Here is a 12,444-nt window from a genome sequence, read left to right as displayed (position 1 = left end):
GCAACACCGCATGAAGAACTATAAGAAGATCCTGCTGGCCGCCGCTGCAACCCTGGCCTTCGCCCTCGACGCCAGCGCCGCCGACAAGCTGCGCATCGGCACCGAAGGCGCCTACCCGCCCTTCAACGGCATCGATGCCAGCGGCCAGGCGGTCGGCTTCGACCTCGACATCGGCAAGGCGCTGTGCGCCAAGATGAAGACCGAGTGCGAGGTGGTGACCTCCGACTGGGACGGCATCATCCCGGCGTTGAACGCCAAGAAGTTCGACTTCATCGTCGCGTCCATGTCGATCACCGACGAGCGCAAGCAGGCAGTCGACTTCACCGATCCTTACTACACCAACAAGCTGCAGTTCGTCGCGCCGAAGAGCGTCGACTTCAAGACCGACAAGGACTCCCTGAAGGGCAAGGTGATCGGCGCCCAGCGCGCCACCATCGCCGGCACCTGGCTGGAAGACAACATGGCCGACGTGGTCACCATCAAGCTCTACGACACCCAGGAGAACGCCTACCTCGACCTCTCCTCGGGGCGCCTGGACGGCGTGCTGGCCGACAAGTTCGTGCAGTACGACTGGCTGAAGAGCGACGCCGGCAAGGAGTTCGAGTTCAAGGGCGAACCGGTGTTCGACAACGACAAGATCGGTATCGCCGTGCGCAAGGGCGACCCGCTGCGCGAGAAGCTCAACGCCGCGCTGAAGGAAATCGTCGCCGACGGTACCTACAAGAAGATCAACGACAAGTACTTCCCCTTCAGCATCTATTGATGCCAAGCCAGGCCACCGCCGGGCGCGTCCCGGCGGTGGCCGCCTTCAGGCCTGACTTCTCATGATTCTCGACCTGCATGGGTTCGGCGAGCAACTGCTCGCCGGTACCTGGATGACCCTCAAGCTGTCGCTGGCGGCGGTCTGCGTGGGGCTGTTGCTCGGCCTCCTCGGCGCCATCGCGAAGACTTCGAAGTACGCGGCCCTGCGTTTCCTCGGCGGCACCTACACCACCATCGTCCGTGGCGTGCCGGAAACGCTCTGGGTACTGATGATCTATTTCGGCACGGTGAGCGGCCTGAACGCCCTCGGCGACCTTTTCGGCAAGCCGGACCTGGCGCTCTCGCCGTTCGCCGCCGGCACCCTGGCCCTCGGCCTGTGCTTCGGCGCCTACGCCACCGAGGTGTTCCGCGGCGCGCTGTTGTCCATTCCGCGCGGCCATCGCGAGGCCGGCCAGGCGCTCGGCCTGTCGCCCGGTCGGATATTCTGGCGCATCGTCCTGCCGCAGATCTGGCGGGTCGCCCTGCCCGGCCTCGGCAACCTGTACCTGATCCTGCTGAAGGACACCGCGCTGGTGTCGCTGATCACCCTCGACGAGATCATGCGCAAGGCGCAGGTCGCCTCCAACGCGACCAAGGAACCCTTCACCTTCTACATGACCGCGGCCGCCATCTACCTGAGCCTCACGGTCGTCATCATGGTCGCCCTGCACTTCCTCGAACGTCGCGCCGGCCGTGGTTTCGTGAGGAACGAGCTATGAGCGAGTGGGAGCTGATCCTCAAGTGGATGCCGAAGATGCTCCAGGGCGCGGCGCTGACCCTGGAGCTGCTGGCGATCGCGGTGGTCGCCGGGCTCGCCCTGGCCCTGCCGCTGGGCATCGCCCGCGCCTCGCGGCACTGGTACGTGCGCGCGGTGCCGTACGCCTACATCTTCTTCTTCCGCGGCACGCCGCTGCTGCTGCAACTGTTCATCGTCTACTACGGCCTGGCGCAGTTCGAGGAGGTGCGCAAGAGCGCCTTCTGGCCCTACCTGCGCGATCCGTACTGGTGCGCGCTGCTGACCATGACCCTGCACACCGCCGCCTATATCGCCGAGATCCTCCGCGGCGCGATCCACTCGGTGCCGGTCGGCGAGGTGGAGGCCGCCCGCGCCCTCGGCATGTCGCGGCGCCAGGCGCTCTGGCACATCATCCTGCCGCGCGCGGTGCGCATCGGCCTGCCGGCCTACAGCAACGAAGTGATCCTGATGCTCAAGGCCAGCGCGGTGGTCTACACCGTGACCCTGTTCGACATCATGGGCATGGCCCGGACCATCATCGCCCGCACCTACGAATCGATGCTGTTCTTCTGCCTGGCCGGCGCGCTGTACCTGGTGATCACCATCGTGCTGACGCGGATCTTCCGCCTGATCGAACGCTGGTTGCGGGTCGACGCCACCCAGGGCCGCTAAGCGGGCGCTTTCCGATGCCTGCGGGGCGGCTATAATCGCCGCCCCGTTTTCCCGCTGCCGCTTGCATCGTGTCCGAAACCTTCCCGTTCCTCACTGGCGACGCCCTGTCGCAGCGCTTCCTCGCGCTGGACGCGTTCCTCCTCGAACACCAGCGGCTCTGGCGACCCCGCCCGTTCAGCGAACCGACCCTGGCGTGGGAAGCCGAACACGCCGAGCTGGCGTCCTGGCTGCGCGGGCGCAGCCTCGAACAGGCCGACGCGGAGCACAACCAGCCCACCCGCCTGGCCGCGCCCGCGCCTTATCCGCAGCTCGCCGCCCAAGCCACGGCGCTGGGCGCGGTCGGCGAACTGCCATTGGCGGAACGCCCGCAGGCACCGAACCGCTTCAACGTCGACGTACCGGGACGCAAGTGGCAGCAGATCGGCCTGTTCGCCGGGCGCCTGCAGTTCGCCCGGCCGGTCGTCCACTGGCTCGACTGGTGCTCCGGCAAGGGCCATCTGGGCCGCCTGCTGGCCCATGCGGGGCAACCGCTGACCTGCCTCGAACACGATCCCGCGCTGGTCGCCGACGGACAGCGCCTGAGCGACCGCCTGGGGCTCTCCGCCCACCACCTCCGCCAGGATGTGCTGGCCGCGGACTGCGCCGAGCGCCTGCTTCCCGGGCATACGCCAGTGGCCCTGCACGCTTGCGGCGAACTACACCTGCGCCTGCTGCGCCTGGCCAGCCAGGCCGGCTGTCGCCAACTGGCGGTGGCGCCATGCTGCTACAACCGCATTCCGGGGCCTTTCTACCAGCCGCTCTCGCAAACAGCAGGCCGATCGCTGCTCGCGCTATCGCTTGACGACCTGCGCCTGCCCCTGAGCGAGACAGTCACCGCCAGCCAACGGGTCCGTCGCCAGCGCGACCAGTCGATGGCCCGGCGCCTGGGTTTCGACCTGCTGCAGCGCGAGCTACGCGGAATCGACCAGTACCTCAGCGTGCCTTCCCTTCCGGTGGCCTGGCTGGAACGTCCATACGCCGACTACTGTCGCGAACTCGCCGCCCTCAAGGGACTTCCCGAACCGGCCGCGCGCGACTGGCAGGCGCTGGAAGCGGCCGGCTGGAAGCGCCTGGCGATGGTTCGCAACCTGGAACTGGTGCGCGCCCTGTTCCGCCGCCCGCTGGAACTCTGGCTGCTGCTGGACCGCTGCCTGTATCTGGTCGAACAGGGCTATAGCGTCCGCCTGGGCGAGTTCTGTCCGACCTCCCTGTCTCCGCGAAACCTGCTGATCCTTGCGGAGCGCAGCTGATACGGGTGTTCCGGATGGTTGCCCACACAACCTGTGGATAAGTCTGGTGACAAGTTCTGGGAAACATCTGCCGAGGGGCCCGTATCCAGGGGCGGGCAATGCTGTTCAAAAAATGAACAGAAAAAATAAAATCCATATAAAACAATATCTTGATAACAACCTAAATAACCGCAGCGACTCTTAGAGCGTTTTCTTCCTATCCCTTGCCCGCTTGTGCATAAGCCTGGCTTTCCGGTTAATCCGAAAGTGGACTTCAGCACCGACAATAGTTGCAAAACGGCATCGTATGACGTTCGAAGGAACGGATTGTTCTTTTATTGCAACGGTTGACCTCTTGTTAATCGCTGCCTAGGCAGTATTATTTTGAAACACTTTCCCTGCCTAGACAGCGATCCCCCATGGGCCACTACAGCGCTTCCGACTTTCCCTTCAAGGGCTCCATTGGCCAGCTCATCGGCGTCAGTGCCGCGACCAAGGACCGCATCCTCGAGAAGCACCTCGCCGCGCTGGACATCACCGCCGCCCAGTTCAAGGTGCTGATCTTCGTCGGTCTCAACCGTGCCAACAGTCCGGTCGAACTGTGTCGCGAGCTGTCGGTGGACAGCGGCTCGATGACGCGCATGCTGGCGCGCCTGGAGAAAAAAGGGCTGCTGCTGCGTGGTCGCTGTCCCGAAGACCGCCGTTGCCTGCGCCTGGATCTCAGCGAAGCGGGACGGAAGGTCCAGGAGCAGCTTCCGCTGATCGCCTCGGCGGCGATGAACGAGCTGGTCGCCTGCCTGAGCACGGAAGAATTGCAGACGCTGACCCATCTGCTGACCAAGGTTCTGCTACACGCCGGCTGCCCGCGGGCCAGCCTGCAGGAGTCCTGATCCATGCCGTTCCCTCCTCTCCATCCCTGGCCGCAGCGATTGGCGCTGGCCTCGGCGATACTGCTGGCCGCCGGCTGCGTCACTTCCGAAGGCCTGGAACCGAACGCCCGACTGCAACCGGCAGGCGCCCTCCAGGCGGGCAGGAGCCTGGACGGCGTAGCCCTTTCGCCAGCGGCCTGGCCGCGCCAGGACTGGTGGACCGGGCTCGGCGACCGGCAGCTCGACCAACTGATCGGCGAAGCCCTGCAAGGCACCCCCGACCTGCAGATCGCCGAGGCGCGTGCGCGCCAGGCGGCGGCAACGGCCCAGGCGCAAGATGCCGCGCGCCAGCCGACGCTGGACGCCAAGGCCAGCTACTCCGGCATCCGCGCGCCGACCAGCGTGGCCCCGGCACCGCTCGGCGGCCGCTATTCGGCGATCAAGTACCTGTCGCTCGGCTTCAACTACGACTTCGACCTCTGGGGCGGCGAGCGCGCCGCCTGGGAAGCCGCCCTCGGCCAGGCCAATGCCGCGCGGATCGACAGCCAGGCCGCGCGCATCGGCCTCTCGGCAAGCATCGCCCGCGCCTACAGCGACCTCGCCCACGCCTTTACCGTGCGCGATCTCGCCGAGGAAGAACTGAAGCGCTCGCAGCGCATGACCGAGCTGAGCCAGAAGCGCATGAGCGCCGGGCTCGACAGCAAGGTCCAGCTGCAACAGACGCAGACCCAGCTGGCTACCGCCCGCCAGCAGCTCAGCGCCGCCGAGCAGGACATCGCCAGCGCCCGCATCGCCCTCGCCGTGCTGCTGGGCAAGGGGCCCGATCGCGGTCTCGAACTGCAGCGCCCGCAACCGCTGAACCCGGCCAGCCTGAGCCTGCCCTCGGTGCTCCCGGCGGAGCTGCTCGGCCGCCGCGCCGACATCGTTGCCGCGCGCTGGCGGGTCGAGGCGGCGCGCCGCAACATCGACTCGGCGAAGACCGAGTTCTATCCCAACCTCAATCTCGGCGCGATGGCCGGCCTCGCCGCCCTGCACACCAGCGACGTGTTGCAGGCGCCGAGCCGCTTCTTCCAGGTGGCGCCGGCGATCTCCCTGCCGATCTTCGACGGTGGCCGCCGCCGCGCCAACCTGGCCGAACGCGACGCCGACTACGACCTGGCCGTCGGCCAGTACAACAAGACGCTGGTCCAGGCCCTCGGCGAGGTCAGCGACGACCTCGGCAAGTTGCGCTCGCTGGCGCAGCAGGTGGTCGACCAGCGCCAGGCCCGCGATATCGCCAGGTCCAACTTCGACCTGGCCATGCGTCGCTACGGCGAAGGCGTCGGCAGCTACCTCGACGCCCTCAGTGTGCAACAGCAACTGCTGGTCGCCGAACGCCAGCTGGCCAGCCTGGAGAGCCAGCAGATCGATCTTTCCGTCCAGCTGGTCCAGGCCCTGGGCGGCGGTTTCCAACCCGATTCCCGCTCCGCTGCGCTCGCTACCGCGAAAGCGCCGGCAGAATGAACGAGGCACCCACCATGACTACCGCCAACAGCGAAACCCCCGCCGGCAACCCGAAGCGCAAGCGCTGGTTGCTGATCCTGCTCGCCGTGATCGTTCTCGCCACCCTGGCCAGCGTGGCCTGGGAGTTCTTCTACGGCCGCTGGCACGAGGACACCGACGACGCCTACATCAACGGCAACGTGGTACAGATCACCCCGCAGATCGTCGGCACCGTGGTCAGCATCGGCGCCGACGACGGCGACCTGGTGCGCAAGGGCCAGGAACTGGTCAGGTTCGATCCCAGCGACGCCGACATCGCCCTCCAACGCGCCGAGGCCAACCTGGCCCACACCGTGCGCCAGGTGCGCGGGCTGTTCAGCAACGTCGACGGCTATCGCGCCGAGGTCGCCACCCGCAAGGTCGCGCTGGCCAAGGCCGAGGCCGACTACAAGCGGCGCAAGAACCTCGCCGACGACGGGGCCATTTCCCAGGAGGAACTGGCCCACGCCCGCGACGCCCTGGACAGCGCGAAAGCCTCGCTGACCAGCTCGGAACAGCAGTTGAACACCAATCGCGCGCTGGTCGACGACACCCAGATCACCTCCCATCCGGACGTCAAGGCCGCCGCCGCGCAACTGCGCCAGGCCTACCTGGACGACGCCCGCTCGACCATCGTCGCGCCGGTCACCGGCTACGTCGCCAAGCGCAGCGTACAGGTCGGCCAGCGCGTGCAACCGGGCACTGCGCTGATGGCCGTGGTCCCGCTGGACCAGATCTGGATCGACGCCAACTTCAAGGAAACCCAGCTCAAGCACATGCGTATCGGCCAGCCGGTGGAGATCCGCTCCGACCTCTACGGCAGCGACGTGCGCTACAGCGGCACCGTCGACAGCCTCGGCGTGGGAACCGGCAGCGCGTTCTCCCTGCTGCCGGCGCAGAACGCCACCGGCAACTGGATCAAGATCGTCCAGCGGGTGCCGGTGCGCATCCATATCGATCCGCAAGAATTGCAGAAGCATCCGCTGCGCATCGGCCTGTCGATGGACGTCAAGGTCGACCTGCACGACCAGAGCGGCCCGGCCCTGGCCCAGCAGCCACCGCGCGAAGCGCTGTTCTCCACCGATGTCTACCAGCAGCAACTGGCCTCGGCCGACAAGCTGATCGAACGCCTGATCGAAGCCAACCTCGCCGAAGACCACGGCAAGACCGCCCAGCGTTGAGCCCGCCAGCATGAGCGAAAGCAGCAGCTTCTCCCCGCCCAGCCTGGTGATGGCGACCATCGGCCTGTCCCTGGCGACTTTCATGCAGGTGCTCGACACCACCATCGCCAACGTCGCCCTGCCGACCATCTCCGGTAACCTCGGGGTGAGTTCGGAACAGGGCACCTGGGTGATCACCTCGTTCGCCGTGAGCAATGCCATCGCCCTGCCGCTGACCGGCTGGCTGGCCCGGCGGGTCGGCGAGGTGCGCCTGTTCATCGCCGCCGCGCTGCTGTTCGTACTCGCCTCGTTCCTCTGCGGCATCGCCCAGTCGATGCCTTCTCTGGTCGGCTTCCGCGCCTTGCAGGGCTTCGTCGCCGGGCCGCTGTATCCGATCACCCAGACCCTGCTGATCTCCATCTACCCACCGGCGAAGCGCGGCATGGCCCTGGCCCTGCTGGCGATGGTCACGGTGGTGGCGCCGATCGCCGGGCCGATCCTCGGCGGCTGGATCACCGACGACTACAGCTGGCCGTGGATTTTCTTCATCAACGTGCCGGTCGGCCTGTTCGCCGCCTTCGTCGTCTACCAGCAACTGAAGGCACGCCCGGTGACGATCAAGAAGGCGCCGATGGACTACGTCGGCCTGATCGCCCTGGTGATCGGCGTCGGCGCCCTGCAGATCGTCCTCGACAAGGGCAACGACCTGGACTGGTTCGAGTCGAACTTCATCGTCGGCGGCGCGCTGATCGCGGCGATCGCCCTGGCCTTCTTCATCATCTGGGAATTCACCGACCGCCATCCGATCGTCAACCTGCGCCTGTTCGCCCACCGCAACTTCGCCGCCGGCACCCTGGCGCTGGTGCTGGGCTATGCCGCGTTCTTCGGCATCAACCTGCTGCTCCCGCAATGGCTACAGACCCAGATGGGCTACACCGCCACCTGGGCCGGGCTGGCCGCCGCGCCAATCGGCATCCTCCCGGTGTTCCTCTCGCCGCTGGTCGGCCGCTACGCCAACCATTTCGACCTGCGCATGCTCGCCGGCCTGTCGTTCCTGGCGATGGCCATCACCTGCTTCATGCGCGCCAACTTCACCACCGAGGTCGACTACCAGCACATCGCCATCGTGCAGTTGATCATGGGGCTCGGCGTGGCGTTCTTCTTCATGCCGATCCTGAGCATCCTGCTCTCCGACCTGCCCCCCGACCAGATCGCCGATGGCTCCGGCCTGGCCACCTTCCTGCGCACCCTCGGCGGCAGCTTCGCCGCCTCGCTGACCACCTGGATCTGGAACCGCCGCGCCACCCAGCACCACGCCTACCTCAGCGAAAACATCAGCCTCTACGACCCGGCCACCCACGAAACCCTCGCCCAGCTCGGCGGCAACACCCAGGCGAACGCGGCGCTGCTCGACCGGATGGTGCAGAGCCAGGCCTACATGATGTCCACCATCGACTACTTCACCATGCTCGGCTGGCTGTTCCTCGCCCTGCTGGTGATCATCTGGCTGGCCCGCCCGCCGTTCGGCGCCAAGCCCGGCGCGGCCGCCTCCGGGCACTGAGGACGAACGGCATTCGGGCAGGAAAATCAGTGGTTTACTCCTGGCGGCGGCTGGCTATAATGTCGCCCTCTTCGCCGGTATAGCTCAGCTGGTAGAGCAACTGACTTGTAATCAGTAGGTCCCGGGTTCGACTCCTGGTGCCGGCACCATTCAAGGTTCCATAGAAAGCTTTCAAATCTCTGGAACCCCCGAAAAACCCGCCTTCTGGCGGGTTTTCTCGTTTTGGCGTTCCGTCGGATTCCGAGGGTAGCCAGCGCTAATAAGGGTAGTTCTAAGGATAGAGGTCCGTTTCGATATCGGAGACTACCCTTATGGCCCGCAGCACTGCCCCGCTTACAGACACCACCTGTCGCACGGCAAAGCCCAGAGAGCGCGAGTACAAGCTCTTCGACGGCAACGGTCTTTACCTGCTTGTGCAACCCAACGGCCGCAAAGGCTGGCGGCTCAGGTACGTGAAACCCGATGGCCGCGAAGGCCTGACCGCCCTCGGCAGCTACCCGGTGGTCGGGCTGGGCGACGCACGCCGCAAGCGCTTCGAGATCAAGCAGCAGCTCGCCAACGGCATAGATCCCATCCAGTACAAGCAACAAACCAAGACCCAAGCCGTGATTAACGGCCGCACCTTCGAAAGCGTTGCGCTCGACTGGCATGCGAGCATGGTGCCGAAGTGGGCGCCCGGCCACGCCAAGACTGTACTTAGCCGATTGAAGACCCACGTATTCCCTTTGATCGGTGCCAAAGCAATCGTTGAGTTGTACACCCACGACCTCATGCAGCCACTGGAAGCCGTGACGAAACGCGGCACCATCGATGTGGCACTCCGGATCAAGAACTACCTGCAAAGCATCATGCGTGAAGCCAAACGGCTGCGACTGATTACGGCGAACCCGGCTCACGACCTCGATGGCTCGATCAAGACACCACGGTTAACTCATCGACCCGCACTACCCCTATCGCGGCTTCCAGAGCTATTGGCATCCATCGAGGACTACAGAGATCGCCCGCTCACCCGCCTCACGGTGATGCTGTCGTTGCATGTATTTGTACGCTCCAGCGAACTGCGCTTCGCTCGTTGGAACGAGTTCGACCTCAAGCGCGGCATCTGGGAAATCCCCGACACCCGCCCGGCGCTGGACGGCGTGCCGTTTTCCACAAGGGGTACGAAGATGGCCGGGGACATTCACGTTGTACCCTTATCGCCGCAAGCAGTGGCCTTGCTTGAGCAGATCCACGCGATCACCGGCAAGTTCGAGCTGGTGTTCGCGGGAGATGCCAAACCGTGGAAACCGATGTCTGAGAACACGGTGAATGCCGCGCTAAGGACGATGGGCTATGACACCAAAGTGGATATCTGCGGCCACGGGTTCCGAGCCATGGCATGCAGTGCGCTGGTCGAGTCCGGGCTGTGGTCGGAGACGGCTATCGAACGGCAGATGAGCCACAAGGAACGCAACAACGTGCGCGCCGCCTACACCCACAAGGCCGAGTTCCTCGAAGAGCGCCGGATGATCATGACCTGGTGGAGCCGGTTTCTGGAGGCGAACCGCGAGGACCATGTGACGCCGCATGAGTTTGCCAAGCAAACGGGCGAGAACGTCACGCGCCTTCGCAGTGCCAAGAGGACCGAGTAACCCGCCGCGCCACCACCTCAACTTGCTGTGAAGTTACCCACAGCACCGCATGAAGCTCCTCCGCGCGGGTCCTTTCAAACGGGGCTGCAAAGCCGCCCCGTTTGAAAGGACCATACCTAAGAAAAAAACTGCTGGCACAGCTTACGTCTGTGGAAAACCACTGATGTCCACCGGGGGATAGTTTTATCCATAGGCGCTAAATCCCTGATATCGCGCTGCTTGACGAATATTGTCCACAAGCGTAGACCGGGAGTCGCAAGAGCTGTCGATGACAGCACCCAGGTGGCCCGAACCTTAAAGGTCACGCCGCTCCCGCGGTGGTTCACCCGCAAGTACGATTCGCGTCCGGCAGCTCGTACGGTCACTACCCATGTGATGGATGCCAACTCAATATCGTTGCCCCTGCGGCAACCACCCTACCCATCTGCTCAGCAGCAACCTATCCGGTTGGCCATTTCGCGTGCGCCAACCTGCGCCCGTCTCTTTCTCCTGGAAAGAGACGGGCGCGTCTAACACTGCTGCAGCCCCCATCGCATTTGGCTTTGCGGCAACTTCACTCGTGACAATCGGCGTGACAAACGCCGATGTCACCAGCAACAGCGCTGTAGATGATGGTGCCGCAGACCAAGGAATGGACTGCACCTGACTGACAGTCAGGCATGCCCCGGTCATCGTATCGCTGCGTTCACCCGGCTCAGGATCTTTAGGCGCTGGTCTCGTCAGCCAGTGCTGCCTCCACCCGCCCACCGGTAACGGTGTTTAGGAGGCCAGATCATGAGATGCCCTTGCTCCCGGTCGTAAGGAGCCGCCAGTCCTGCGTAGTGGACATTCCCCACAGGTCGCAGGGGCCTTGATCCCTGATAACACTCAGCATTCTTGGCGGGATGACATGGGGCGAGGATCGGAGAACGGTAGATGAGGTGACTGACATGGCTTTGGTGGGTAGACGCGATGGTCGCAATTTCGGTTATGGCAGGCAATTGAGCTACGCAGGGCCGCAGGCGCTTAAGGACATGTTCGGCGGCGGCCACTACGGCACGGTCAAGGCGCACTGTGATCGGTGGCAGGCATTCGTGAAGTGGTGCCGCTCCGAACAGGGACCGGGTATCAACGATGCGCGGCAGGTTGATCGGAAGGTGTTGGCCGACTATGCGGCGTATCTACACGACATCGTTAGGCGCGGTGACCTTGCTGTTAGCACCGCACAAAACCGCATATCCAGCGTTAACAGGACCATGGCAGCGCTTCGCGGTGATCAGTACGTGAAACTGCCCAGTCCGAGCAAGGCATTGGGTATGCAGCGCACCGGGGTTCGACAGTCAGTGCCGCAAGGCCAGGATCGCGAGCACGTGAAGCAGATCGTCAACGCACTTTGCATCCAACATCATCAACGCGCTGCCGCGATTGTGCTGTTGGCGCGAGCCACCGGCATGCGCTTGCGTGAGGCCATCTTGGCTGACCTGCCACGGCTTAGCCGTGAGGCTGACGGTCTAGGAAAGCTTAACATTCAGGAAGGCACCAAAGGCGGTCGCGCCGGTGCTTCGGCGCCGCGTTGGATTCCGGCAGACAGCCATGTTCGAGATGCACTTAAGTTTGCACGCCAGATTTCGCCTGCGGGTAGCCGCAACCTGATAGCGCCAAACGAAAGCTACCTGAATGTTCTGCAAGAAATCATCAGCCCTGCGCGGGGCATCCTGCATGCACACAACCTGAAAGGCTTCCATGAGCTACGAGCGGCGTACGCATGTGAGCGTTATGAGCAAATCACCCAACACCGCGCGCCTATCAACGGCGGCCAATGCCGCCAGGTTGACAGCAACCTTGATCTTGAGGCCCGAAGGCAGATCAGCTATGAGCTGGGGCACGGTCGGATCGATGTGGTCGCTGCCTACATCGGAGGACGGATATGAGTAAGTCATTCGATATGGAACTGTTCTTGGCTGGCGTGCTGACCGGGTCGCGCGCAACGCAGCAACGTCATGTGCGCCAGGCGAAGACGATTCAGGTTGCAATCGCAGAGCGCTGGCAGCGGGAAACCCCATGGACTTGGCAAAAGAAGCATGTGGTGTGGTTTCTTGAGAATCGCTTGAGCGATCACAGTCATGCAACGCAGTATTACTACGTGCTGACGGTCCGACTGCTAGCGCGACGCCTAGAAACGTCATGGGTTTTCAAGCTCTGATGGGGACCTGTTCCTGATAATCAGGATCGGCTGCTATCGAGCC

General features: G+C 64.2%; 11 protein-coding genes and 1 tRNA gene. All 12 read left to right on the top strand.

Annotated features, from left to right (window positions below; genetic code table 11):
• Window positions 1-10: 10 nt before the first annotated feature.
• The 12 genes from HMPREF3014_RS30205 to HMPREF3014_RS30150 all read left to right on the top strand — a co-directional run bounded on the left by HMPREF3014_RS30205 (window position 11) and on the right by HMPREF3014_RS30150 (window position 12,401).
• On the top strand, window positions 11-763 hold the full coding sequence (locus HMPREF3014_RS30205; protein ID WP_003096156.1) for an ABC transporter substrate-binding protein: 753 nt from the start codon (window positions 11-13) through the stop codon (window positions 761-763).
• Between the two features lie 61 nt (window positions 764-824).
• Window positions 825-1,520 carry an ABC transporter permease gene (locus tag HMPREF3014_RS30200; RefSeq protein ID WP_003105543.1) on the top strand — a complete coding sequence of 232 codons (696 nt, stop codon included), beginning with the start codon at window positions 825-827 and terminating at the stop codon, window positions 1,518-1,520.
• Window positions 1,517-2,209: an ABC transporter permease gene (locus HMPREF3014_RS30195; protein WP_003096163.1), complete on the top strand. Its 693-nt coding sequence runs from the start codon at window positions 1,517-1,519 to the stop codon at window positions 2,207-2,209. The genes HMPREF3014_RS30200 and HMPREF3014_RS30195 overlap by 4 nt, the downstream gene beginning before the upstream one ends.
• Before the next feature lie 68 nt (window positions 2,210-2,277).
• Window positions 2,278-3,498, top strand: coding sequence for a methyltransferase (locus HMPREF3014_RS30190; RefSeq protein ID WP_009877222.1), 1,221 nt, complete (start codon window positions 2,278-2,280; stop codon window positions 3,496-3,498).
• 398 nt (window positions 3,499-3,896) lie between these two features.
• Window positions 3,897-4,367 (top strand): MarR family winged helix-turn-helix transcriptional regulator, encoded by a 471-nt coding sequence (locus HMPREF3014_RS30185; RefSeq protein ID WP_003110596.1) that lies wholly within the window; start codon window positions 3,897-3,899, stop codon window positions 4,365-4,367.
• A gap of 3 nt (window positions 4,368-4,370) precedes the next feature.
• Entirely contained in the window at window positions 4,371-5,849 is a 1,479-nt protein-coding gene (locus HMPREF3014_RS30180) for an efflux transporter outer membrane subunit (protein ID WP_023087891.1), read from the top strand.
• 14 nt (window positions 5,850-5,863) lie between these two features.
• Complete coding sequence (locus tag HMPREF3014_RS30175; RefSeq protein WP_003105511.1) at window positions 5,864-7,048, top strand: HlyD/EmrA/EmrK family protein; 1,185 nt, start codon at window positions 5,864-5,866, stop codon at window positions 7,046-7,048.
• Between the two features lie 10 nt (window positions 7,049-7,058).
• Complete coding sequence (locus HMPREF3014_RS30170; protein WP_003146487.1) at window positions 7,059-8,588, top strand: DHA2 family efflux MFS transporter permease subunit; 1,530 nt, start codon at window positions 7,059-7,061, stop codon at window positions 8,586-8,588.
• 73 nt (window positions 8,589-8,661) lie between these two features.
• Window positions 8,662-8,737: transfer RNA gene (locus HMPREF3014_RS30165), tRNA-Thr, on the top strand.
• A 162-nt stretch (window positions 8,738-8,899) separates the two neighbouring features.
• Window positions 8,900-10,219: a tyrosine-type recombinase/integrase gene (locus HMPREF3014_RS30160; RefSeq protein ID WP_023087892.1), complete on the top strand. Its 1,320-nt coding sequence runs from the start codon at window positions 8,900-8,902 to the stop codon at window positions 10,217-10,219.
• 929 nt (window positions 10,220-11,148) lie between these two features.
• On the top strand, window positions 11,149-12,129 hold the full coding sequence (locus tag HMPREF3014_RS30155) for an integrase domain-containing protein (protein ID WP_023087893.1): 981 nt from the start codon (window positions 11,149-11,151) through the stop codon (window positions 12,127-12,129).
• Complete coding sequence (locus HMPREF3014_RS30150; RefSeq protein ID WP_023087894.1) at window positions 12,126-12,401, top strand: hypothetical protein; 276 nt, start codon at window positions 12,126-12,128, stop codon at window positions 12,399-12,401. The genes HMPREF3014_RS30155 and HMPREF3014_RS30150 overlap by 4 nt, the downstream gene beginning before the upstream one ends.
• Window positions 12,402-12,444 lie beyond the last annotated feature (43 nt).

It is taken from the genome of Pseudomonas sp. HMSC065H01 (genome assembly GCF_001815235.1).
GTDB lineage: Bacteria > Pseudomonadota > Gammaproteobacteria > Pseudomonadales > Pseudomonadaceae > Pseudomonas > Pseudomonas aeruginosa.
Note: the sequence above shows the minus strand (reverse complement) of the source record. Positions and strands in the feature narration are given on the sequence as shown.

Coding starts and splice junctions, on each gene's coding strand:
- HMPREF3014_RS30205 (WP_003096156.1), top strand. CDS start 11: ATGAAGAACTATAAGAAGATCCTGCTGGCCGCCGCTGCAACCCTGGCC.
- HMPREF3014_RS30150 (WP_023087894.1), top strand. CDS start 12,126: ATGAGTAAGTCATTCGATATGGAACTGTTCTTGGCTGGCGTGCTGACC.
- HMPREF3014_RS30180 (WP_023087891.1), top strand. CDS start 4,371: ATGCCGTTCCCTCCTCTCCATCCCTGGCCGCAGCGATTGGCGCTGGCC.
- HMPREF3014_RS30170 (WP_003146487.1), top strand. CDS start 7,059: ATGAGCGAAAGCAGCAGCTTCTCCCCGCCCAGCCTGGTGATGGCGACC.
- HMPREF3014_RS30195 (WP_003096163.1), top strand. CDS start 1,517: ATGAGCGAGTGGGAGCTGATCCTCAAGTGGATGCCGAAGATGCTCCAG.
- HMPREF3014_RS30155 (WP_023087893.1), top strand. CDS start 11,149: ATGGCTTTGGTGGGTAGACGCGATGGTCGCAATTTCGGTTATGGCAGG.
- HMPREF3014_RS30200 (WP_003105543.1), top strand. CDS start 825: ATGATTCTCGACCTGCATGGGTTCGGCGAGCAACTGCTCGCCGGTACC.
- HMPREF3014_RS30160 (WP_023087892.1), top strand. CDS start 8,900: ATGGCCCGCAGCACTGCCCCGCTTACAGACACCACCTGTCGCACGGCA.
- HMPREF3014_RS30185 (WP_003110596.1), top strand. CDS start 3,897: ATGGGCCACTACAGCGCTTCCGACTTTCCCTTCAAGGGCTCCATTGGC.
- HMPREF3014_RS30175 (WP_003105511.1), top strand. CDS start 5,864: ATGACTACCGCCAACAGCGAAACCCCCGCCGGCAACCCGAAGCGCAAG.